19 protein-coding genes are annotated in these 24,011 nt (G+C 27.1%); 2 read left to right on the forward strand and 17 right to left on the reverse strand.

Annotated elements, in window-relative coordinates:
* Positions 1-9: 9 nt before the first annotated feature.
* From VJI77_RS00855 to polA, 10 genes are all read right to left on the reverse strand, one after another.
* On the reverse strand, positions 10-1,680 hold the full coding sequence (locus VJI77_RS00855; RefSeq protein WP_009372757.1) for a formate--tetrahydrofolate ligase: 1,671 nt from the start codon (positions 1,678-1,680) through the stop codon (positions 10-12).
* Positions 1,681-2,055: 375 nt separating this feature from the next.
* Complete coding sequence (locus tag VJI77_RS00860; protein WP_323987904.1) at positions 2,056-4,737, reverse strand: cation-translocating P-type ATPase; 2,682 nt, start codon at positions 4,735-4,737, stop codon at positions 2,056-2,058.
* Positions 4,738-5,107: 370 nt separating this feature from the next.
* Positions 5,108-5,434 carry a heavy metal-binding domain-containing protein gene (locus VJI77_RS00865; protein ID WP_293439855.1) on the reverse strand — a complete coding sequence of 109 codons (327 nt, stop codon included), beginning with the start codon at positions 5,432-5,434 and terminating at the stop codon, positions 5,108-5,110.
* A 90-nt stretch (positions 5,435-5,524) separates the two neighbouring features.
* The gene (locus VJI77_RS00870) at positions 5,525-7,948 is read right to left on the reverse strand and encodes an ATP-dependent Clp protease ATP-binding subunit (protein ID WP_323987906.1); all 2,424 of its coding nucleotides are present in this window, start codon (positions 7,946-7,948) and stop codon (positions 5,525-5,527) included.
* A 13-nt stretch (positions 7,949-7,961) separates the two neighbouring features.
* Positions 7,962-8,939 carry an ATP--guanido phosphotransferase gene (locus tag VJI77_RS00875; RefSeq protein ID WP_313960814.1) on the reverse strand — a complete coding sequence of 326 codons (978 nt, stop codon included), beginning with the start codon at positions 8,937-8,939 and terminating at the stop codon, positions 7,962-7,964.
* Positions 8,932-9,426, reverse strand: a complete 495-nt coding sequence (locus tag VJI77_RS00880; protein ID WP_323987908.1) for a hypothetical protein — start codon at positions 9,424-9,426, stop codon at positions 8,932-8,934. The genes VJI77_RS00875 and VJI77_RS00880 overlap by 8 nt, the downstream gene beginning before the upstream one ends.
* Complete coding sequence (locus VJI77_RS00885) at positions 9,419-9,883, reverse strand: CtsR family transcriptional regulator (protein WP_009372373.1); 465 nt, start codon at positions 9,881-9,883, stop codon at positions 9,419-9,421. The genes VJI77_RS00880 and VJI77_RS00885 overlap by 8 nt, the downstream gene beginning before the upstream one ends.
* A gap of 241 nt (positions 9,884-10,124) precedes the next feature.
* On the reverse strand, positions 10,125-10,499 hold the full coding sequence (locus VJI77_RS00890) for a hypothetical protein (RefSeq protein WP_323987909.1): 375 nt from the start codon (positions 10,497-10,499) through the stop codon (positions 10,125-10,127).
* A 160-nt stretch (positions 10,500-10,659) separates the two neighbouring features.
* The gene (coaE, locus tag VJI77_RS00895) at positions 10,660-12,369 is read right to left on the reverse strand and encodes a dephospho-CoA kinase (protein ID WP_323987910.1); all 1,710 of its coding nucleotides are present in this window, start codon (positions 12,367-12,369) and stop codon (positions 10,660-10,662) included.
* Positions 12,356-14,983 (reverse strand): DNA polymerase I, encoded by a 2,628-nt coding sequence (polA, locus tag VJI77_RS00900; protein ID WP_323987911.1) that lies wholly within the window; start codon positions 14,981-14,983, stop codon positions 12,356-12,358. The genes coaE and polA overlap by 14 nt, the downstream gene beginning before the upstream one ends.
* 464 nt (positions 14,984-15,447) lie before the next feature.
* Between polA and VJI77_RS00905 the strand changes: the two genes are divergently transcribed.
* Entirely contained in the window at positions 15,448-15,939 is a 492-nt protein-coding gene (locus tag VJI77_RS00905; RefSeq protein WP_323987912.1) for a hypothetical protein, read from the forward strand.
* Between the two features lie 124 nt (positions 15,940-16,063).
* Complete coding sequence (gene murC, locus VJI77_RS00910) at positions 16,064-17,464, forward strand: UDP-N-acetylmuramate--L-alanine ligase (protein ID WP_009372506.1); 1,401 nt, start codon at positions 16,064-16,066, stop codon at positions 17,462-17,464.
* 43 nt (positions 17,465-17,507) lie between these two features.
* Here the strand turns inward: murC and trpS are convergent, their stop codons facing one another.
* The 7 genes from trpS to VJI77_RS00945 form a co-directional block, all read right to left on the reverse strand.
* Complete coding sequence (gene trpS / locus VJI77_RS00915) at positions 17,508-18,497, reverse strand: tryptophan--tRNA ligase (protein WP_313960820.1); 990 nt, start codon at positions 18,495-18,497, stop codon at positions 17,508-17,510.
* 79 nt (positions 18,498-18,576) lie between these two features.
* Entirely contained in the window at positions 18,577-20,691 is a 2,115-nt protein-coding gene (locus VJI77_RS00920) for a polyribonucleotide nucleotidyltransferase (RefSeq protein WP_009372297.1), read from the reverse strand.
* Positions 20,692-20,747: 56 nt separating this feature from the next.
* A complete protein-coding gene (gene rpsO, locus VJI77_RS00925) occupies positions 20,748-21,014 on the reverse strand; it encodes a 30S ribosomal protein S15 (protein WP_004833566.1) in 267 nt (88 codons plus the stop codon).
* Positions 21,015-21,195: 181 nt separating this feature from the next.
* Positions 21,196-21,732 carry a GNAT family N-acetyltransferase gene (locus VJI77_RS00930; protein ID WP_323987915.1) on the reverse strand — a complete coding sequence of 179 codons (537 nt, stop codon included), beginning with the start codon at positions 21,730-21,732 and terminating at the stop codon, positions 21,196-21,198.
* A 15-nt stretch (positions 21,733-21,747) separates the two neighbouring features.
* Positions 21,748-22,977: a peptidase U32 family protein gene (locus tag VJI77_RS00935; protein WP_323987917.1), complete on the reverse strand. Its 1,230-nt coding sequence runs from the start codon at positions 22,975-22,977 to the stop codon at positions 21,748-21,750.
* A gap of 66 nt (positions 22,978-23,043) precedes the next feature.
* Entirely contained in the window at positions 23,044-23,682 is a 639-nt protein-coding gene (locus tag VJI77_RS00940; RefSeq protein WP_323987919.1) for an O-methyltransferase, read from the reverse strand.
* Entirely contained in the window at positions 23,682-24,005 is a 324-nt protein-coding gene (locus VJI77_RS00945) for a YlbF family regulator (protein WP_004833572.1), read from the reverse strand. The genes VJI77_RS00940 and VJI77_RS00945 overlap by 1 nt, the downstream gene beginning before the upstream one ends.
* Positions 24,006-24,011 lie beyond the last annotated feature (6 nt).

The raw sequence follows: 24,011 nt of genomic DNA on the forward strand, positions 1-24,011 counted from the left end.
TCCTATTAACTAGAATAATCCAACTATCTTTCCGTCATCAGTAATGTCAATATTATTTGCAGCAGGAACTTTTGGTAGTCCAGGCATAGTCATAATATCACCACTATAAGCAACTGCAAATCCTGCACCTGCAGCAATCTTTATATTTTTGATATTTACCTTAAATCCTTCTGGTCTACCAACTTTATTCTTGTCATCAGAGAATGAATATTGCGTTTTTGCCATACAGATAGGAACATTTTTAAAACCTAATTCTTCTATAGTTTTAATTTTCTTTTTAACTCCTGGAGAGAATGTTACACCAGAACCTCCATAAACCTTTTGAACGATTTTATTTAATTTTTCTTCTAAAGAGTCTTCAATATCATATATTTGATTAATTGGTTTGTCATTTTCTGCAAGTCTTACAACTTCATGAGCAAGGTCAACTGCACCTTCTCCACCTTTTGCCCAAACATCTGAAAGAACAACATTAACACCTAATTCCTTACATTTAGTTTCAATTAATTGAATTTCTGCATCAGTATCTAATGGAAATTTGTTAATTGCAACAACACAAGGAATGCCAAATAGATTTTGCATATTTTCAACATGTTTTAGTAAGTTTGGAAGTCCTTTTTCTAAAGCAACTAAATCTTCATTTCCTAATTCTGTCTTAGCAAGTCCACCATGCATCTTTAAAGCTCTTACAGTAGCAACAACTACAACTGCATTAGGATTTAAACCTGCAAATCTACATTTAATATCTAAGAACTTTTCAGCTCCTAAGTCAGCTCCAAAACCAGCTTCAGTAACAACATAATCAGAATATTTCAATGCTAATTTTGTAGCAATTATACTATTACAACCATGAGCTATATTAGCAAAAGGTCCACCATGAATAAATGCAGGAGTATGTTCTAATGTTTGAACAAGATTTGGCTTGATAGCATCCTTTAATAATGCCGCCATTGCACCTTGAGCATTCAAATCTTTTGCTGTTACTGGTTCACCCTTTCTATTGTAAGCAACAATGATTTTTCCTAATTTTTCCTTTAAATCTTTTAAATCATTTGATAGACATAAAATAGCCATTACTTCAGATGCAACTACTATTTCAAATCCATCTTCTCTTGGAACACCATTTGCTTTTCCGTTTAATCCATCTACAATAAAACGAAGTTGTCTATCATTCATATCAACAACTCTTTTTAATGTAATAGTTCTGGAATCGATATCTAATTCATTTCCATGATTAATATGATTATCTAACATAGCAGCTAATAAGTTATTAGCAGCACCAATAGCATTAAAATCTCCAGTAAAGTGTAAATTTATATCTTCCATAGGAACTACTTGTGCGTATCCACCACCTGCAGCACCACCTTTAACTCCAAAAACCGGTCCTAAAGAAGGTTCTCTTAATGCAAGAGATGTTCTTTTTCCTATTTTATTTAGTCCATCACCAAGCCCAACAACAGTAGTAGTTTTACCTTCTCCTGCAGGAGTTGGAGTTATAGCAGTTACTAAAATTAACTTTCCATTTGGTCTTTCGTTATAATCTTTCAATTCATGTATATTCAACTTTGCTTTATAGTTTCCGTAAAGTTCAATAGCTTCTTCCGGAAATCCTAAGTAATCAGCTACTTCTCTGATAGGTTTCATTTTTGCTTCTTGAGCAATTTGCACATCTGTCTTCATAAAAGTCCTCCTTTTTAATTTAAAAAACATTTATTGGGAATCGTTATTCCCTTTATTCAGTATACAATTTATTTAATAATATGTCAATATCTTTTATTGTAAAAAGAATCTTATATCATTGTAAAATAAACTATACACCTATAGAATAAAATACCCTTATAAATAAAAAGCAAAACAGATTTTATTATAAAATTATATAATTGTTAATATCATGATGAACGTTTGTTTATTATTAAAAATATAAAGATTATAGTATAAATTTATAAATATGTTATCAATTTTTACAAATAATTATTTTTAATATCAGAAATATAATATAAAAAAAGTTGGACTATAATTTAATAATCCAACTTTTTATAATATTTTTTAATTCTTTTATTTCTTTCTTAACACTTTGGAAACTTCAGCAACAACAAAAGGTAAGAATGCAAGTGGTATTGCAACTGCTAACTCTTTTATTCCTAAAGAAACAGTATCAAAATATGGTTGTAAGAAAGGTACATATACAACTACTAGCATCATAAAGAAAGATAATGCTGTTCCATATACCAATGTTTTATTTGAAAATATTCCAATATGGAATAATGTAAATCTACTACTTCTAACAGAATAGCTTCTTAGTAGTTCTGCAGTTATAAGTGTAAAGAATGCAACTGTTCTTGCTCCTTCAATATGATTAGGATAATGATGCATTCCATAGAAATACGCTCCAAGTGTTGCAACTGTAATTGCTAAAGATTGAGAAATTATACTATAAATCATTTCTTTATCTAAAATTGGTTCATTTGGATTTCTTGGTGGAACTTGCATAATATCTTCATCACCCTTTTCAACACCAAGTGCCAATGCAGGAAAACTGTCTGTAACTAGATTTAACCAAAGTAATTGAATTGGTATAAAAGGTACTGGTATATTTAAAAGAATAGATATTAAAACTATTAAAATTTCTCCTACATTACAAGATAATAGGAAAGAAACAAACTTTTTAATATTTGAATAAATAATACGTCCTTCATGAACTGCTGATACTATTGTAGCAAAATTATCATCTGTTAAAATTACATCTGAAGTATTTTTTGCAACATCTGTTCCTGTAATTCCCATTGAAACTCCAATATCAGCTCTCTTAATTGCAGGAGCATCATTTACCCCATCGCCTGTCATTGCAGCAATATGTCCGTTTTTCTTTAACGCACTAACTATTTGCACTTTATTTTCAGGACTTACCCTTGCAAAAACTCGTGTAGTTTTGACAACTTCACAAATTTCTTCTTCAGTCATTTTGTTAAGCTCACGACCCATAATAGCCTTTGAATTTTCATCTAAAATTCCTAAATCTTTAGCTATAGCGACTGCAGTTTCTAGATAATCTCCAGTTATCATTATAGGAATTATTCCTGCTTTTTTACATTCTTTGATTGCTTCTTTTGCTTCTGGCCTTGCAGGATCTATCATTCCCATAAGACCAACAAAAACCATATCTCTTTCTATATTTTCTGAAGTTTTTTCTTCAGGTAATGAGTCAAATTTTCTATAAGCAAAAGCTAAAACACGAAGTGCTTGTTTAGCAAATTGACTATTTTGTAAAAGAACTTTTTCTTTTAATTCTGAAGTAAATTCTTCTTCTTTTCCATTAATTAAAATATATTTACAATTATCTATTATAATATCAGGTGCACCCTTTGTAGCAGATATAACATTAGATGAAAATACATTTTCATTAAATGTTGTCATCATCTTTCTAGTTGAATCAAATGGTATTTCTGCTACTCTTTTATGATTGTTATTTAATTCATCTTTAGTAATGCCAACTTTTTCTGAAAGAGTAAGCAATGCACCCTCAGTAGGATCTCCTGCTATTCTATACATATTTTCATCTTTAAGTAGTTTTGCATCATTAACAAGAGTTGAAATTTTAGAAATTGAAATAAAATTTTCTATTTCTTTAGCATTAACTTTTTCTCCGTTTAAATATATATCTCCAACAGGTTCATAACCAGTTCCTTCTACATCATAAACTAGATTATTTACAAAAATTTTTTTTACAGTCATTTCATTTTGAGTAAGAGTTCCTGTTTTATCAGAACAAATTACTGTTGTAGTTCCTAATGTTTCAACTGCTAAAAGTTTTTTTACTATAGCATTCTTTTTTACCATTTTTGTCATACCGAGAGATAAAACTATTGTAACTATTGCTGGCAACCCTTCAGGAACCGCTGCAACAGCTAGTGAAATTGCAGTTAAAAGCATAAGTAAAAACTGTTGTTTATACAAAAGCCCAACTATAAATACTACAATACAAACTCCTATTGTTATCAGCCCAAGAGATTTTGAAAGACCAGCTAGCTTTTTTTGTAGTGGAGTGTCTTCATCTTCAAAAGAATCAAGAGTTGTTGCAATTTTACCAATTTCCGTATTTTCTCCAGTAGAAACTACTACTCCTTTTCCTCTACCATAAGCAACAATAGTAGAAGAGTAAGCCATATTTTCTCTATCACCAATCTCAATTTCTCCATCATAAACTTTATATGCAAATTTTTCAACAGGTACAGATTCTCCAGTTAAAGAAGCTTCATCAATCTTTAAAATAAAACTTTCAATTAATCTTAAATCTGCTGGAATAATATCACCTGTTTCAAGCTCTACAATATCTCCAACTACAATTTCTGGAGAAGGAATATGAATTAATTTTCCATCTCTATAAACTTTTGCCATTGGACTAGCCATTTTTTGTAAAGCTTCTATAGCTTTTTCAGCTTTTCCCTCTTGATTAAGTGAAAGAATTGCATTAACAATTACAATAGCTATGATTATAAAAGCATCTGTTATTTCACCAACTATAGCTGACATAATGCAAGCTCCAATTAAAATTAAAATCATAGGGTCTTTAAATTGGTCAATAATTTTTGAAAGAAGTGATTTTTTATTCTTTTCTTTTAACTCATTTCTTCCATTTTTTTCTAAAAGCTCTAAAGCTTTTTTACTTGAAAGTCCATTTTTATCATCGCTTCCAAGTTCATTGATACATTCATCAACACTTTTGTTGTACCAAAACATAATTTATCCTCCTTGAATTAAGGCTTTTTTTGCATAAAAAAAACCTTGTTTAATTAAATTAAACAAAGGTCTTGCTTCCTATTGAAATAGTTAGGTGTTTAGCCGGGATAAACCGTATTGACGACTAAACAAAATTAGCTACTCCCCTTTATTAGTTATATTATACTAAATTTTAAAAAATTTTTCAAGTAATTTTAAATAAAAATAATACTACAACATTTCGCTAATCTTTGCATTGAATGAATATTTAAAACTTTATTTTTTAACATTAACCTCAACATTCTATAATGTTTTATATTGAGATAGTTCCTAGAAATCTTGCTGTTTCACAAAAAAGGTGTTTTAAAAAATTTTTAAAACACCTAAAAATTTATTTTTTTATAATTCTAACAGCAGTACCTGAGCAAGTAACCATCATCATTCCATTTGATGCTCCAAGCATTTCATAATCCATTTTTAGTCCAACTACAGCATTAGCTCCAATTTCATTAGCTCTTTCAGTAATCTCATCTAAACTATCGTCTCTTGCACCCATCAATTCTTTTTCATAAGAAGATGAACGTCCACCAAATATATCCCTTAGACCTGCTTTAAAATCTTTTAAGAAACTTACTCCAGTAATAACTTCACCGAAGACAACTCCCTTATATTCAACAATTTCATATCCTTCAATATTATTTGTAGTTGTAATAATCATAGAAATATCCTCCTTTTTTTATAATATTAACACACTTGTAAAATGTTATCAATAGTTTTTCTACTAATATATAAATTAATAAAGGATATTCTATTTTGTTTTTATTTTTACTTTTTCTAATACAATATTACCTTTTTTTACATCTAAAAATAATTTTTCATCACTTAAAATTTGATTCTTTAAAATTTCATCTGCAATTTTATTTTCAAGTTCTGATTTAATAATTCTTTCAAGAGGTCTTGCTCCATAAGACTTATCAAAGCCCATATCAGATAATTTTTTTATTATTTTATTACTATATCCAATATTTAACCCAATATTTTTAAGTCTTTTTTTCAGTTTTTCTAGTAAAAGTTCTGTAATTTTCAATATGTCTTTTTCATCTAATTTTGAAAATACAATTATATCATCTACCCTGTTTAAAAATTCAGGCTTAAACATAATTTTTAGTTCAGAATTAACAATTTCTTTAATTCTATCATATTCCTTTTCTTCTTCATCCTTTTTTGAAGAAAATCCTAATGTATTCTTCTTTTCGATTGCAGATGCTCCTACATTAGAAGTCATAATAATTACAGTATTTTTAAAATTTACTGTTTTTCCTTGAGAATCTGTTAATCTTCCATCATCTAGAATTTGAAGAAGCATATTAAATACATCTGGATGTGCTTTTTCAATCTCATCAAACAAAACTACACTATATGGTTTTCTTCTTACCGCTTCAGTTAAATATCCACCTTCTCCATATCCAACATATCCAGGAGGAGATCCAACTAGTTTAGAAACTGTATGTTTTTCCATATATTCACTCATATCAATTCTAATCATATTTTCTTCAGATTCAAATAAAAGATTTGCTAATGATTTTGCAAGATAAGTTTTTCCAACACCTGTAGCTCCAACAAATATAAAACTACCAATAGGTTTACTACCCAAAGATACTCCTGCTCTAGATCTCTTTATAGCATTAGTGACTCTATCAATAGCAGTTCCTTGTCCAATAACTATATTCTTTAAATTATCAGAAAGAGATAGATATTTTTGACTTTCCTTTGCTGTCAATCTATTAACTGGAATTTTACTCCAGTCTGAAACAACTTTTGCAATATCATCATACTTTAAAATTAAATTTTCATTATTTTTCTTATCTTTTTTTATCTCTTTAAGTTTTTTTATATCTTCTAGATTTTGTTCATACTTATTTTTTGATTCTTGAGCTTTTAAAAACTCTTGATGTTCAACAAATTGTTTAATTTCTGATTTTAACTTTATATTTTTTTCTTTCAAATAAATGATATCATCGGGATTTAAATATGATTTAATTCTTAACATAGATCCAGCTTCATCAATTAAGTCAATTGCCTTATCAGGTAGAAATCTATCTGTTAAGTATCTATTAGATAATTCTACAGCAGCTTTTATTGCTTCGTCTGTGATTACTATCCCATGATGTTTTTCATACTTTTCTTTTAATCCTATTAATATGTTTATAGTTTGACTAACTGTAGGTTCTAAAACTTCTATTGGTTGTAATCTTCTTTCAAGAGCAGAATCTTTTTCAATATGTTTTCTATATTCATCGATTGTTGTGGCACCAATTAATTGTATTTCTCCTCTAGCTAAAAATGGTTTTAAAATATTAGCAGCATCAATAGATCCTTCACTACCACCAGTTCCAACAATATTATGAAATTCATCAATAAACACAATTGCATTTTTATTTTTCATAATTTCATTTAACGTATCTTTTACTCTTTTTTCAAAGTCTCCACGGTACTTACTTCCTGCAAGCATAGCTGGTAAATCTAAACTATAAATTGTTTTATTTTCTAAAAACTCTGGAACATTACCTTCAACAATTCTAAGAGCAAGTCCTTCTACAATAGCTGTTTTTCCAACTCCAGCTTCTCCAATTAGAATTGGATTATTTTTTGTTCTTCTTAGTAAAATCTGCAAGATTCTATCTATTTCTTTATCTCTACCAATAACTTGGTCAATCTTTCCTATTTTTGCTCTTTCATTTAAATTAATGGTATATTTATCTAAAGTTTCTGTCATTACTCCACCATTATCTTCAGTATCTGAAGCAAAATGTATCTTTTCTTTTATATCAGCAGAAATACCTTCAGGACTTATATTTGCATCAATAAGCATTTTATATGCAAGACTTGTTTTTAGTTCCATTAATGAAATTAAAAGATGACAGGGTAAAACTTGAACATTATCAGATTCCATTGCAATATTAACTGCATTATCAACAACTTTCTTTGCATTTTTTGATAATTTACTTGCAACATTTGTAAAATCACCAAAACCCTTTTTATCTATTAAATAACCCTTTAAAGAATTATAATTTGCACCAGCAGAAACAAGACACTCAGTCTCTCTACTGTTTATCTTCAAGAATGCAAGTAATATATGTTCAGTACCGATATAATCATCTTTTAAATAAAAAGCTTCATTAACAGCATAACGAATAAACTCATCCACACTTCTAATTACATTTTCATACATACAATCACCTCTCCTAAATTAACTTTATAATTATATTTAAAAGTTCTTTATTGCTCTCTTTATCATTTAAAAAAGTTAAACTTCTTATACTCATAAGACATTTATACAGTAAATTTATATCATAATCTACAATAAGTTCTAAACTTTGCAATAATATACAAAGAGAAATAAATTTACTAACTATAAATGGAGTTATATTTTCTCTATTTATCAGAACTTTTTTAAGTTTTTCATATTTTTCTCTATAGTAGTCAGTTTTTATACCTAAAAGCTTCCTACGATTATCTATTTCTAAATTTACTATCTCACTAATATATTTATCCATTTTTCTAATTGCTGAAAATTCTTCTGATTTAGGATTGGAAAATTCTGCAATATAAAAATCATCACATAATCCTATTTTTGATAAAGAATAAAAATTTATCCCCATTTTTTTCATTTTCTTTTCTAAAAATTCAGTTGTTTTATAGTATTTCAAAGATGGAATATGTAAAACACTAATCATTTTTAATCCATTACCTATTAAGTTAATGTCTTCAAAAACATATCCAAAATTTGTATTAAATGAAAAATCAAGTTCTTCCTCTAAATCAGATTCTAATCCATAAGCAAAATGTCCGCATCTCAGAAAATTTACTCCCGGAAGTTTTCCTGTAAATCTAAGATGTTCTCTAATATTTATATTCATATAAACAAATCCATCATCTCTTGATGCTATATATGAATTTTCTCTAAAAATATCATTTGAATCTATAAAAAGCCCATCATTATAATATTTTATGATTTGTTTTTTTGAATTCACTTTTTCAAAGGAAAATCTATCACTATAATACAATTTATAGAATGAAGAACAAATTTTATTATATAAGTTAATTTCGTCATTAAAAGTTAACATATAATTAAAATTATAACCTTTTACATTTCTATAAACATCAACTTGACTTGAAAGGGAAATATATTTTTCAGAAATTTTTCCTAAGAAATTACTCATTAATTTTTCTCCTAAGTTTAAGATTTTTATTTTCTAAATCTTCAATAGTATTTTTTAAAACATCACATTTTAAAAATTCTTCAGTCTCTATACAATGATTCAACTCTCTTTCTAAGTCCGCAATTTTTATTATATTATCAAAATAAATCTTTGTATATTCAGGTACCTTACCCTTATATTTTTTAAAATCGTCCATTAATAATCTATCGAGAATATCTGAATAAATAAGACTTGGTTTTATTTTCTTTTTTCTTATCAATTTAAAAATTGTTTCATAACAACATGGACATACTGTTCGATTTGTAAAAATCATATCCTTTACAGATGTTTTACATCTTTTACATTTAACATTTGAATTAGAAACTTGACCTTTAAAATTAGAAAACAAATCATCTTTTTCACTAGATTTTAAAAATTCAAATAAATTGTCATATTCATTATCTGATATTTCTTTTTCATAACTAATTGTTGCAATTTTCCTAGTCATTTTTCCTCCCAAATGAATATAGAATATTTAATAATATATTTGCTCTTAAACTATCTTTTGCTTTAGTATCAATACAAAGAGAGTTATCACTTATAGCATGTAATATAATAAATCTTTCTCTTTTTGTAATATATCCTAATTCAAACAATCTGTCTACAATCCTTCTACCTTCATTAAAAGTAATTACATTATTTTCTAAATAATCAAAAACAGAATTAAAAAATACATCTTCATTTGAAAGAGTAGAAATTTTTATATAACCACTTCCTCCTCGATGACTTTCAATATAATATCCATTTGTAGAGGAAAATCTAGTTGTTAAAACATAATTTATTTGAGAAGGTGCACAAGAAAATTTACTTGCTAAATCATTTCTACCTATCTCAATAATTCCATCTTCCGAATTTTCTAACATTTCTTTCAAAAATTTTTCAATAACATCACTAATACCTGCCAAAAGAGCACCTCCTGACCTACTTTGACCTTTATTATATTATACCCAATGATTTTTACTATTTTACATTTTAAAAAACTTTTTAAGTTTCAAAATATTTTCTATATCAAAAAAGTTGAGTAAATTTTTAATATTAACTCAACTTTATTATTGTAAAACAACAAGGTTCCCAGGACCCACCCGATGCGAAGCATCGTGGAAGGGTGGGATTCTTATTTTAAACTAATCATATTATTAGAGTTTATTATCCAACTGCAGTCATAACCTTTCCAATATAATAAATTCCATAAAGTAATGCTGCAACAAATAACAATCTAAACATATAAGTTAAACTAGTAGAAAAAAATCTCTTTTCTTCTGCAGTATTTCTATGAAAACTCAAAATAAAAGTTATAAACTTAAGTAGAATACTTAATATAAAAATAATAAAACCATATCTAAAAACTATTCCTACTATGAAAAAACCAATTTCATAACTTATCATTCCAAGAGAAAAACCAATAACAAAACTCAAAATTAAAAATAAATCCAACGCTATTGAACACCTAAATAAGAATTTTATTATAGTTTCTTTATCTTTTGTAAAATTATTTAATAAATTATTAATTTTATTATACATACAAATCTCCAATACAGTAATTACAATACTATGGTGATTATAGCATATTACTTTTATATAATCAATTTATTCTTATGATTTTAAAATTTATTAACAAGAAAAGCAATGAAATATTTCGTTCATTGCTTTTTATATTCAATATTAAGTTATAAATTTTTAATTAAAAATTATTCAAAATATATCTAACCGTATTCTTTACATTTTCTTTAAATTTAGCAAATCCCTTAAGTTTTTTTGTAGGGAATTCATTTCCATAAAGAATCTCATAAGCTTTCAAAGCTTTATTTACTTTATTAACATAATTTTTCGTTTCAGCTGAAGGTATAGTATATAGACTGACTCCATCACTAGAATATTTTGAGTCTTTCAACCAAGTTTTCACATTTCCTATACCACCATTATAGGCCGCATAAACTGTATCCATATTACTAAAATTTTGCATTAAATATTTTAAATAGTATGTTCCAACTTTAACATTAGTTTCGGGATCATTTAAATCTAAAGAATTAGCATCAACATTTAATAACTTTGCTACATGTTTAGCAGTATCAGGTAAAACTTGCATTAGACCTTTTGCATTAACTTTACTTACTGCATCGCTTTTGAAATTACTTTCAACTCTCATAATGGCTAGAACTACTTTAGGATCTACACCATATTCATTTGAATATTTTTGTATTTCTTCAATATAATTTACTGGATAATTCTGACCACCATAATATACAGCACCTAAAAATAGTGCCTTACATATAATAACTATAGTAACTATGGTTATTAATACTTTTTTCCAAACTTTCATTTTCTTTTTCTTTTTGACTTCATCTTTTTTTTCTTCTTCAACACTTTCTTCAAAAAATTCTTCGTTAGAATTAGCTATTTCACTTTTAACAGAATTAGTATCATCTTCTTTAATATCATCACGTACTGAACTTAAATCTGTTAATTTTGTTTTTTTCATATCTAATGAATCTTGATTATCTAAATTTTCTAAATCAATATTTTCAGTGTTTTGTTCTTGAAAAAATATTGGTTGTCTTTGTTCATCAATAATTTTAGAATTGTCTAGATTTTGCTCTTCAGAAATTTCTTTTTTAGAGTCAATATCTTCAATTTTTTCTGGTACGACCTCTTCTTCAGTTATTTTTCTAAAAGCACCAGTATCATCATTTTTATCATCAAGATTTTCTTCGATTTTATCAGTTTCGCTTTCCTTCTTATTTTTCTTTAATCTTCCAAAAAACCCCGACTTTTTTTGTTCGTTTATACAACTATTCTTAAAAAATAAATCAAGTTTATTTTTTAAATCTTCAAAATTTCCGTTATTCTCAACAGTTAAAATATCATAGTTTTCATTTTCAAACTCTGATTGAATTTCCATAATTCTATGAGCAATTTCTTCAGTCATTCCCTTTCTTTCCATTAGCCTTTTAAATCTAACTTCATCACTTGCTGTTATATTCCATACTTCATCAATATCAATTAATTTTTCTAATCTATCTATTGATTCATTTAATAGTGGAATTTGTAAAAAAACAACATCTGCATCAGAGTTCTTAGCTATATTAACCATATTTTTTAAAATGACTGGATGAGTTAAAGAATTTAGCTTTTCTCTATTTTCATCACTAAAATAAATTGTTCTTCTTAGCTTTCCTTTTGATATATTACCCTTTTCATTTAAAATGCTATCTCCAAATTCTTTTACTAGAACTTTATAAAGTTCAGCACCCCTTTTATATAACTCTTTAATTTGATCATCTGCATCCAAAACTAAATAATTTTCATTTTTTTCCCTAATAAAATTAGCTAAACTGCTTTTACCACTAGCAGCCTGACCTGTAATAACAATATATTTCTTATTTTGACTCATACCAATTCCTCCCTTCACAAACATCAACTTTCAATGGCAAATCTAATTTATATACATTTTCCATAGAATCTTTTAATATCTTCTTAACAATTTCTTTTTCACTTTCTTCACACTCTATAATAAGCTCATCATGAATTTGTAAAATTAATTTTGCATTAACATTTTCTGAATTCAATCTTTCATAAACTTTAATCATAGCAAGTTTTATAATATCTGCTGCACTTCCTTGTATAGGAGTATTCAAAGCAATTCTCTCTCCAAAACTTCTAATATTAAAATTTTTTGAATTAATTTCTGGAATATATCTCTTCCTGTCCAAAATAGTTGTTACATAGCCATCTTTCTTAGCTTTATTAACTATTTCTTCCATATATTTCTTTATACTAGGATAAGTATTCAGATATCCATCAATATACTGTCTAGCTTCATTTCTTGTAATATTTAAATCTTTTGAAAGACCATAATCGCTTATTCCATAAACTATTCCAAAATTTACAGCCTTTGCACTTCTCCTTTGATTATCTGTAACCTCATTAATAGGAACACCAAAAACTTCACTTGCGGTTTTATAATGTATATCTAAATCATTTTTAAAAGAATCAATCATAACAGAATCTTTAGATAAATGTGCTAAAACTCGAAGCTCAATTTGTGAGTAATCCGCATCAATAAATACTTTATTTTTATCTGCTACAAATACCTTTCTAATATTTTTTCCTTCTTCACTTCTTATTGGAATATTTTGTAAATTAGGATCTACTGAACTAAGCCTTCCAGTAGCAGTAATCATTTGTTTAAAAGAAGTTCTAACTCTACCATCATCCATAATATATTCCAATATACCATCTAGATAAGTTGAAATTAATTTATTCAAAGACCTATACTTTAAAATATAATCTGCAATCTCATGCTTTTTAGATAGTTTTTCTAAAACTTCAACATCTGTTGAATATCCTGTTTTTGTCTTTTTTACAACAGGCAATTTCATTTTGTCAAATAAAACTACCCCAAGTTGTTTTGGAGAATTAAGATTAAATACTTCACCTGCTAATTCATATACCTTTTGTTCATACTCATTTGCAAGTTTAGAATACTCCTCTTTTAATTCCTTAATCATACTTTTATCTACTAAAACGCCCGTATTTTCCATATCTGCTAATACTTTTACTAAAGGTTTTTCAACATTTTCGTACAACGAAATCAAATTATTTTCTTTGCATTTTTCAATAAAAATATTGTATAATTTATAAATAGCAAATACATTTTGAGAAATATATTTAAAAATAATATCCTCTTCAAATTCAAAAAAAGTCTTTTTATTCTTTCCTTTTCCTGATATCTCTTTTAGGTCTAGAATTTCTAAATGCAATAATTCGTTGCTTACTTTTCCAATGTCATAATTTCCTTTATTAGAATCAAATAAATATTCTAAAATCATAACATCTTCATAATTTTTAAATTCTAAATTATTTTTTAATGCAAAAAACAATTCTTCTTTTATATCATAACCAATTATATTTACATCTAAATTACAAAACTTTTCAAAATCAGATAACATAAAATCTTTACAAATATAAGCTTTCTTGTTATAGTTTGAATAAATTCCAGTATAAAACTTTTCCCTATAAATATATCCTTTATCAGAGAAAAATTTTATTGATATTGCATCATCATTTTTTATTTTTTCAAAAATTTCTGAAAAATTAATAACCTCAAAATCAATATTTTGGTCTGCTTTTACGTCGCTTTCTTTTTTTATATCTTTAAAATGCTTATTAATAATACTCTTAAACTCTAATTTTTCTAATTTTTCAAGATATTCATTAGAAACATCTTTAATTTCAAAATCTTCAATATTTCTTGCAATAGGAACATTCAAAAAAATCTCTCCGAGATGTCGACTCAAATAGGCCTTATCCTTTTCATTCTCAAGATTTTCTTTTAATTTCCCTTTAAGACTATCTAAATTTTCATATAAATTTTCAAGATTACCATATTCTTGGATTAACTTTAAAGCAGTTTTTTCTCCAACTCCTTTAACTCCAGGTATATTATCTGAACTATCTCCTTGAAGAGCTTTAACATCAATCAGCTGTTTAGGAGAAAGTCCATATTCTTCAAAAATTGATTCATTATTCATAAGTTTAATTTCACTTATACCTTTTTTAGTTAAATAAACTAAAATATTCTCATCAACCAATTGTAAATAATCTCTATCTCCTGTGAAAATATCTACTTCAAAACCTTCTTTTTGAGCAAGTTTTGCTATAGTTCCTAAGATGTCGTCAGCTTCATATTCATCAAGTTCTAAATAATTTACATTCATAGAAGAAAGCAAATCTTTTAAAATTCCAAATTGGTAAATTATTTCATTAGGTGCTTTATCACGAGTTCCTTTGTAATCTGCAAATTCATTATGTCTAAAAGTTTTTGACCCTTTATCAAAGGCAACAAAAACATGAGTAGGCTTTATTAATTCTAAAGCCTTATAATACATATTTAAAAAGCCATAAACTCCATTAACAAAAACACCATCTTTAGTTGTTAAATTTCTTATTGCATAAAAAGCCCTAAAAATAAGACTTGATCCATCAATTAAAAGTATTTTTTTCATTTTATTCTCCAAAATATATTCTATCATAAAAATTATTAAACTTGTTCTTTTTTTCTATTAATGTTATCGTGTTGAATCTATTATAGCATAATTCCCATAAGATAAATCAATTTTTGTTATTATGCTGAAATTATTATAAGTTTTACCACTTGGCAAACCATATTAATTATAACATAATTCCTGTATTATAGCTAAATTTTGGTTATTATGTTGAAATTATTATAGTTTTACCATATGGTGTAAAACTATATTAATTATAACATAGTTCCTATATTATAACTAAATTTTGGTTATTATGCTGAAATTATTATAGTTTTACCACTCGGCGTAAAACTATATTAATTATAGCATAAAGTTGAGTATTTTAAAAATTTTATTAATATATTGACAGCTTTGTTTTTTTATGATATTGTAGTATTGTAAAGAAGTTAATTTAATGATTTGATTGTTTTATGGAGGTTAATATGAAAAAATTTTTGATACTTTGTACATTGATTTTATCAATGGGATTAGGATACAATAAAGTAATGGCAAATGAACATTTTGAACCAACTCACAAAAACACTAAATCCGGAAAAGAATATGGAATTAAAGAAGAATATAGAGTTAGAGAACTAGAAAATGGAAAATTAGAAATTGAATTTAAAAAAGGTTTTTTTACGATTGTAGATAAAGATGAAATTTCTAGGATTTGTGATTTGGATGCTACTGAAGATATGACATCTACTAATTCATTTAATATTAACAAGTTCAATACAGGAATAATAGTAAAATTTAAAACTATAAAGGTTTATGGAAATTCATCTAATTTCCCATATAATAAGTATTATAACGAATATGATAATGATACAAATTGTTGGTATGGAAATAACTTAACACTAAAAGAAATAGTATGTAAAGATGAAAATACTTATGTAGCTATTTATGGTGAAATATTAGTTATAACATGTAAATAAATATATTTATTTTTTAAAAAGAGAAGTTTTTCTTCTCTTTTTTAGTCTCTACGATAAAAATTTGGCATATATATTAATTTTATGATATAATTACAATGATTATATTATTTTGAATGGAGTTATTATGTTTAAGTTTAATTTTAATGATAAAAAATACAAAAATATACATTTCATCGGTATTGGTGGAATTAGTATGAGTGGAATTGCTAAACTACTTTTAAAAAAGGGATATAATATTTCTGGAAGTGACAGAAATACTTCTAAAGAAATTCAAATATTAGAACAAAATGGAGCAAAAATATTTATAGGTCAAAAAAAGGAAAATATTGAAAATCCTGATTTAATTGTATATACAGATGCAATTTTACCGGATAATGAAGAATTAATAAAAGCAAAATCTATTGGAGTTCCTTGTGTAACAAGAGGACAGTTTTTAGGTGCATTGATGAGAAATTATACTCATTCTATTGCAATTTCTGGGTCACATGGAAAGAGTACAACTACGAGTATGATTTCAAAAATTTTAATTAATTCCCCATTTGATCCATCAATTTTAATTGGTGGAAATTTAGATGAAATTGACGGAAATGTTCTATGTGGAAACGAAGATTATCTTGTAACAGAAGCCTGTGAATTTAAGGCAAATATTCTTCATTATTATCCTAGTATGGCTATTATTCTAAATATAGATGAAGATCATTTAGATTTCTATAAAAACTTAGATCATATTGTAGATACTTTTATAGGATATATGAAAAATTTGGATGAAAATTCAAAAGCTATAATTAATATTGATGATCCAAACTGTCTTCCCCTATTAGAACATATCAAAGGAGAAACTATTACATTTGGTATAAATAATGAAAATGCTACTTATAACATTACAAATATAAGTTTTGATAAAGTTGGTCATCCTTGTTTTGATATTGAAAATGAAAAATTTGGAAAACATCATTTTTGTTTAAATATAATAGGAAGACATAATATTTACAATGCAGCTGCTGCTATTATAGCTACTTATGAAACAGGAATAGATGTTGAATATATTAAGAATGCTATTTCAAAATATAAAAATTTACACAGAAGAATGGAAGTTTATGGAGTAATAGGTAATGGTAAAAAAGCTACTATTCTAACTGATTATGGACATCATCCAAGAGAAATTAAAAGTTGTCTAAGTTCAATTGCTGAACATAAAGAAGGCAGACTTGTATGTATTTTCCAACCACATACTTATTCAAGAACAAAAGCTTTATTAAATGACTTTGCAAAATGTTTTGATGATTGTGATGAAGTTATTGTTACTGAGATTTATGCTGCAAGAGAAAAATTCGATCCTACTATTCATTCAATAGATTTAGTTGAAAAACTAAATAAAAATGGAGTAAATGCTATATACCTAAAAACATTTGAAGAAGCAAGAGATTATATCTTTGAAACATTTAAAGATAAAGATACTATAATTACAACAGGATGTGGAAATCCACATGAACTTGCAAAAATGATTGTAGAAGATTATAAATAATTAAAAGAAAAAGACAGAAAATATAAAATTTTCTGTCTTTTTTTTATCTTGGTAAAAAACCAACTTTTTTATAAACTTTCCTAAGTGTTTTAGTTGCATAATAGGATGCTTTATCTGCTCCTTCTTTCATAACTTTTTCAAGATATGCCTTATCTGAAATAAATTCTTTGTAGTTATCTCTTAGCGGTTTTAAACTATCTGCAATTAATTGTCCTAAATCTTCTTTAAACACCGAATAATTTTCAGTTCTATATTTTGCCACAATTTCATCACTTGTTTTTCCACTAAAAGCAATATACATATTTATTAAGTTTTTTAGTCCTTTTTGTTCATCATTATAATCGAAATTTCCAAGACTATCAGTTACAGATTTTTTAATTTTTCTCTTGATAGTTTCTTCATCATCAAGAAGTAGTATAAATGAATTAACATCTTCATCAGATTTACTCATCTTCTTTTCAGGATTTTTAAGACTCATAATTTTACCAGTTTCTTTTCCAATTATTCCTTCAGGAACTACAAAAGTATCTGAATATTTATTGTTAAATCTTTCAGCTAAGTCTCTTGCAAGCTCTAAATGTTGTTTTTGATCAACACCAACAGGAACTAAATCTGTTTGATATAGTAAAATATCTGCAGCCATTAATACGGGATAAGTAAACAAACCTGCATTTAGATTTTCTTCAGATTTTTGTGATTTTTCTTTAAATTGAGTCATTCTATTAAGTTGTCCCATATAACTCATACAACTTAAAACCCAAGATAATTCAGCATGTTGAGGTACATGTGACTGAACAAAAAGAGTAGATTTATCAGGTTCTAATCCTGATGCTAAAAATATAGCCATTAAGTCCAATGTTCTTTCTCTAAGTAATTTAGGCTCTTGTGGTACAGTTATAGAATGTAAATCTGCAACATTAAAAAAACATTCATATTGATCTTGTAAACTCTTAAAATTTCTTATAGAACCTAAATAATTTCCTATTGTTAGTTGACCTGAAGGCTGTAATGCACTATAAACTATTTTTCCCATATTCAAATCCTCCAATCATAAGATTTTAATAAAAAAGGTCAATCCTAATCTAATTAGAATATTGACCTATTTCTGTTATTTATTTTTCTTCTTTTTCTTTATCTTTTTTAGGCTTTTCAAGTAAGGCTTTTCTTGACAATTTAATCTTTCCTTGATTGTCAATTTCTATTACTTTAACTTCAACTACATCTCCAACTTTAAATAAATCTTCAACTTTATTTAATCTTTCGTGAGTCATATTTGAGATATGAAGTAAGCCTTCCTTACCTTTAATAAGTTCAACGAATGCTCCAAAATTTGTGATTGTCGTAATTACACCACTGTAAATTTCTCCAACCTCAATTTCTTTAACAATTTCATTAATCATTTCTTTTGCTCTTTCACCATTTTCTCTTGAATCAGCTGTAATTGCAATGCGTCCGTCATCAAAAGTATCAATCTTAACTCCTGTTTCATCAATAATCTTATTGATAACTTTTCCACCCGGTCCAATTACTTCTCTAATTTTTTCTGGTAAAATTTGCATAGTAAATATCTTTGGAGCATATTTTGACATTTCTTCACTTGGAGTTGCTATACAGTCATTCATAATTGATAAAATGTGAAGTCTTGCTCTTTTTGCTTTTTCTAGTGCGGTTGCCAAAATTTCTCTACTAATACCATCAATTTTAATATCCATTTGTAAAGCTGTGATTCCATTTTTAGTACCAGCAACTTTAAAGTCCATATCTCCAAAATGATCTTCTAAACCTTGAATATCGGTTAAAATGGCAATTTTATTAGTTTTTTCATCTTTTATTAGTCCCATTGCGATACCTGCAACAGAATCTTTAATAGGAACACCTGCATCCAATAATGAAAGTGTTGAGCCACAAATACTTGCTTGTGAACTTGATCCATTTGAAGATAAAACTTCTGAAACTAATCTCATTGTATATGGAAATTCTTCCTCACTTGGTAAAACAGGAACTAAAGCTCTTTCAGCTAAAGCACCATGACCAATTTCACGTCTTCCCGGACTTCTTAAAGGTCTAACATCTCCAACACTAAAAGGAGGGAAATTATATTGATGCATATATCTCTTATCATCTTCATCAATAACTCCATCTAAAACTTGAACTTCTCCAGGAGCTCCTAAAGTTGTTAAAGTTAAAACTTGAGTTTGTCCTCTAGTAAATAACCCTGAACCATGAGTTCTTGGTAAAAGTCCTCTTTCACAAGAAATTTTTCTAACTTCATCAAGTTCTCTATCATCTGGTCTAATTCCTTCTTCTATTATTAATCTTCTAACTTCATCAACTATAACTGATTCTATAGCAGAATTAATTTCACCTTTTTTATCTTCATAATCAGGTAAGAATTTTTCAAAAATTTCTTTAGTAATTTTATCAAGATTTTCTTCTCTTTCCATTTTGTTTGGAGTTCTAAGAGCAGAAATAATTTGTTCTTTACCAAATTCAATAATTGAGTTGAATAAATCTTCATCTCTTTGTTTTATTATAACTTCAGATTTTTCTTTTCCAACTTCTTCTCTTATTGTTTCAATAAAATTACAAATTGATTTGATTTCTTCATGTGCAAAAAGAATTGCATTTAAAACTTCTTCTTCACTTAAAATATCAGCACCTGCTTCAACCATCATAATAGCATCTTTTGTTCCTGATACTGTAATATTAAGTCTTGATTTTTCTCTTTGTGCAATTGTTGGATTTATTACATACTCACCATCAACATAACCAACATTAACAGATCCAGTAGGTCCATTAAAAGGAATATCTGAAATTGTAAGTGCAATAGATGATCCTATCATTGCAAGTATGTCTGGTTGATTATCTTGTTCAACAGATAATGCTGTTGCAATAACTTGAACATCATTTCTATATCCTTCTGGAAATAGTGGACGTAGTGGTCTATCTATAAGTCTAGATGTCAATATTGATTTTTCACTTGGACGTCCTTCCCTTTTAATAAATCCACCAGGAATTTTTCCTACTGAATAAAGTTTTTCTTCAAAATCACAACTTAACGGAAAAAAGTCAACTCCTTCTCTAGGTTCTTTAGAAGCACATGCATTTACTAAAACAACTGTTTCTCCACATTGTACAAGGCAGGAACCATTAGCTTGTTCTGCTACTTTTCCAATTGTTACTTTAAGTTCTCTCCCACTTAAATCATATATAAATTCTCTAACCATTTAATCCTCCTATGGTCTTCTAAAAATAAAGAGCGAAAAAAATCGCCCTTTAATAATTATCCTCTTATTTGTAATTTACTAGTTAATTCACGGTATCTTTCGATATCAACATTACTAAGATATTTTAAAAGACCTTTTCTTTGTCCGATTAATTTGAATAAACCTCTTCTTGTTGCATGGTCTTTTTTATGTTCTTTTAAGTGTTCAGTTAAATACTTAATTCTGAAACTTAATAATGCAATTTGAACTTCTGGAGAACCTGTATCTCCTTCACTTCTTTTAAATTCATCAATAATTCTTAATTTGTCTTCTTTAGTTATCATTATAACTACCTCCTAAAATATAATTCACCGTAGCAATGTAAAGGTCGGAGTTTCCATAAACATAGCAACAGTACTCGATAAGTATACCATAAAACGCAATAAATGTAAACTGTTTTTTAAAACTTTTACTGAATATTATCGAATTTTTATGATATTATATTATATTATAATTTTACAATTATTAATTCTTAATTTGATTTTTCCACTCTTCTTTTAGAATTCCATATTTCATTGAATCATAATATATATTATTATGATATCTAACTTTTCTAATTCTTCCCTCAAGTATCATTCCAATTTTCAAGCTACATTTCATCATTCCAAGATTTCCACTCCAAGTCGTCAAACCTATATGCTCTAAATTTTCTTCAGCATTAAAGATTTCATCTATCCATAATGAAAGTGCCTCTGACCCAATTCCTTTACTCCAGAAATTTTCATCAAAAATTGCTATTCCGATTTCAAGCCACCTTGTTTTTTTATTTTCCCAATATTTTGAAACTATTCCAATTAGGACATCATCAAAATAAATTCCTTTTACTCTTTCTCCCAAAAGGAATTCTATCTCTTTTGATAATATAAATTCATCATAAGTTTTAAATTCAAAATCATCGAAATATGGAGCATCATATTCTTTCCATTTAGGCATTTTACTTGAATACTCTATATCATATAATCGTCTTAAGTCATCTCTTTGAATTCTTTTTAGTTCAATCATAAATTTCTCCTAAATTTATTCATCAGATAATTTTTTTCTCATTATATCCCAAGGCTTTACTTCAAATGGTAAAGGCATTTTTATAATTTGTTTTGCCCTTGGTGCAACATCAATTTCTTCATCATTTTCATCATACATTTTTTCTATTTTAAAAGTTTCAAAACCATCTCTTGGACCAAAAATTTCAACTTCATCTCCAACAAAAATTCTATTTCTCTGTTCTATTGTTGCAATTTTTGTTTCCTTATCGTAGTCCAAAACAAGTCCAACAAAATCATAAGTTCTTATATATGAGCTTGAATTGTAAAGTTGATCATTTTCATCTGGCTTTTTATAGTAAAATCCCTTTGTAAAATCTCTATGACTTGCTTTTTTTATTTCAAGTAAAAGTCTTTCTGCCATTTCTTTTGTATAAGTTCCGTTATTTATTGCATCAAGTGCAATCCTATAACTCCTTATAACGGTTGCAACATAGTATTGAGTTTTTACTCTTCCTTCAATTTTTAAACTATGAACTCCTGCTTTAATAACATCTTCAAGAGAATCCAACATACATAAATCTTTACTATTATATATAAAAGTTCCTTGTTCTGTTTCTTCAATAGGATAATACTCTCCTGGTCTTCTCTCTTCAACTAAATTATATTTCCATCTACAAGCATGAGCACAATCTCCCTTGTTTGCATCTCTTCCACACATATAGTTGCTCAATAAGCATCTTCCTGAATATGAAATACACATTGCACCATGGACAAAAGCTTCAATATCAACTTCAGGTACTTCCTTATGTATTAAATTAATTTCTTCTAAAGATAATTCTCTTGCCATTACAATTCGTTTAATACCTAAATCATACCAAAATTTTACAGTTCTATAATTTGTAACACTCGCCTGTGTGCTCATATGTACTTCAATATCTTTACTTACAGAACGAACAGCAGTGTATATTCCAGCATCTGCAACGATTAATGCATCTACACCTATATCAACTAGAATTCTTACATATTCTTCAAGACCTATTAAATCATCATTATGAGGAATAATATTCATTGTTATATATATTTTTTTACCTCTTTCATGAACAAAATCAGTAGCTTCTTTTAGTTGTTCAACTGTAAAATTCTTAGATGCTTTTCTTAAACCGAATGATTCACCTGCAAGATAAACTGCATCTGCCCCATAGATAATTGCCATTTTTAATTTTTCTATATCCCCTGCGGGGGCTAATAGTTCAACTTCTTTCATTAATTATTTTCTCCTTTAACTATTAAATAGGAATCCAAGAAAATCGGATTCCCATTTATATTTAGTCTATTTTTTATAACATATAGCCATACCATCGTCTATTGGTATTATAGTAGTTGAAAATTTATCACTATTCGTTATGATTTTCAAAAATTCTTTCAATCTTTTAACTATTGTATTTTTTCTTCTTATATTATTTTTCTCTTTTGCAACAAGACCTCTAAATAAAATATTATCAGAAACTAATATTCCCCCATGATTTAATCTTTCAATGGATTTTTCAAAAAAACTTATATACTGTCCCTTTGCTGCATCCATAAAAATCATATCATATTCGTCTGTAATAAAATCTAAAGCATCATTTGCGTCGGCATATATGAGATCAATATTCTTTTCACAACCTGCTCTTTTTATAAACTCTTTAGCTTTTAAAAAATTTTTCTCATCAATCTCAATAGTTGTAATAATAGAATCAGGATAAGCTCTATTCATAATTATAGATGAATAGCCAATTGCTGTTCCAATCTCTAATATTCTTTTTGGCTTTTTTAACATTACCAAAAATTCTAAAAATCTGGCAACTTCTACTTCTATAATTGGTACTTTATTTATGCTAGCATATTCTTCCATTTCAATTAATATAGACTCTTTACTTTGCTCTAAACTCCTGATATATTCAGAAACATAATTTGCAACTATTTCCATTATTCCGCTATTGTTTCTTCTAACATTTTTACAATATCATTCATTATAGTTGAAATTCTAACTTCAGCAGCCATAAATTCTGATATTTCAGAATTGCTCATCAAAATAGAATTCAATTCATTTAATTGCTTTTCTTTTTCAGCAACATCTTCTCCATTTTGTTTTGCAATTTGATAATCATATAATTTCTTATGAAAATCATCTATAATTTTTTTGTTTTCAGGATTTTCATCAATCTTTTTCTTTAATTTCTTAAATTCTTTAACTTCATCACAATTTTTAAAATCATTTGAAAAAGTTAAAATACTATTATATATATTCATAAAACC

This window comes from Parvimonas sp. D2 (assembly GCF_035282635.1).
Lineage (GTDB): Bacteria > Bacillota > Clostridia > Tissierellales > Peptoniphilaceae > Parvimonas.

Excerpts from the sequence above, each read along its gene's own strand:
- VJI77_RS00940 (WP_323987919.1), bottom strand. The coding sequence starts at position 23,682 with ATGGAAATAGTTGCAAATTATGTTTCTGAATATATCAGGAGTTTAGAG.
- VJI77_RS00920 (WP_009372297.1), bottom strand. The coding sequence starts at position 20,691 with ATGGTTAGAGAATTTATATATGATTTAAGTGGGAGAGAACTTAAAGTA.
- trpS (WP_313960820.1), bottom strand. The coding sequence starts at position 18,497 with ATGGGAAAAATAGTTTATAGTGCATTACAGCCTTCAGGTCAACTAACA.
- VJI77_RS00880 (WP_323987908.1), bottom strand. The coding sequence starts at position 9,426 with ATGACTAGGAAAATTGCAACAATTAGTTATGAAAAAGAAATATCAGAT.
- VJI77_RS00855 (WP_009372757.1), bottom strand. The coding sequence starts at position 1,680 with ATGAAGACAGATGTGCAAATTGCTCAAGAAGCAAAAATGAAACCTATC.
- VJI77_RS00890 (WP_323987909.1), bottom strand. The coding sequence starts at position 10,499 with ATGTATAATAAAATTAATAATTTATTAAATAATTTTACAAAAGATAAA.
- VJI77_RS00865 (WP_293439855.1), bottom strand. The coding sequence starts at position 5,434 with ATGATTATTACAACTACAAATAATATTGAAGGATATGAAATTGTTGAA.
- murC (WP_009372506.1), top strand. The coding sequence starts at position 16,064 with ATGTTTAAGTTTAATTTTAATGATAAAAAATACAAAAATATACATTTC.
- VJI77_RS00935 (WP_323987917.1), bottom strand. The coding sequence starts at position 22,977 with ATGAAAGAAGTTGAACTATTAGCCCCCGCAGGGGATATAGAAAAATTA.
- VJI77_RS00945 (WP_004833572.1), bottom strand. The coding sequence starts at position 24,005 with ATGAATATATATAATAGTATTTTAACTTTTTCAAATGATTTTAAAAAT.
- VJI77_RS00905 (WP_323987912.1), top strand. The coding sequence starts at position 15,448 with ATGAAAAAATTTTTGATACTTTGTACATTGATTTTATCAATGGGATTA.
- VJI77_RS00875 (WP_313960814.1), bottom strand. The coding sequence starts at position 8,939 with ATGAGTAATTTCTTAGGAAAAATTTCTGAAAAATATATTTCCCTTTCA.
- polA (WP_323987911.1), bottom strand. The coding sequence starts at position 14,983 with ATGAAAAAAATACTTTTAATTGATGGATCAAGTCTTATTTTTAGGGCT.
- VJI77_RS00870 (WP_323987906.1), bottom strand. The coding sequence starts at position 7,948 with ATGTATGAAAATGTAATTAGAAGTGTGGATGAGTTTATTCGTTATGCT.
- rpsO (WP_004833566.1), bottom strand. The coding sequence starts at position 21,014 with ATGATAACTAAAGAAGACAAATTAAGAATTATTGATGAATTTAAAAGA.
- coaE (WP_323987910.1), bottom strand. The coding sequence starts at position 12,369 with ATGAGTCAAAATAAGAAATATATTGTTATTACAGGTCAGGCTGCTAGT.
- VJI77_RS00860 (WP_323987904.1), bottom strand. The coding sequence starts at position 4,737 with ATGTTTTGGTACAACAAAAGTGTTGATGAATGTATCAATGAACTTGGA.
- VJI77_RS00930 (WP_323987915.1), bottom strand. The coding sequence starts at position 21,732 with ATGATTGAACTAAAAAGAATTCAAAGAGATGACTTAAGACGATTATAT.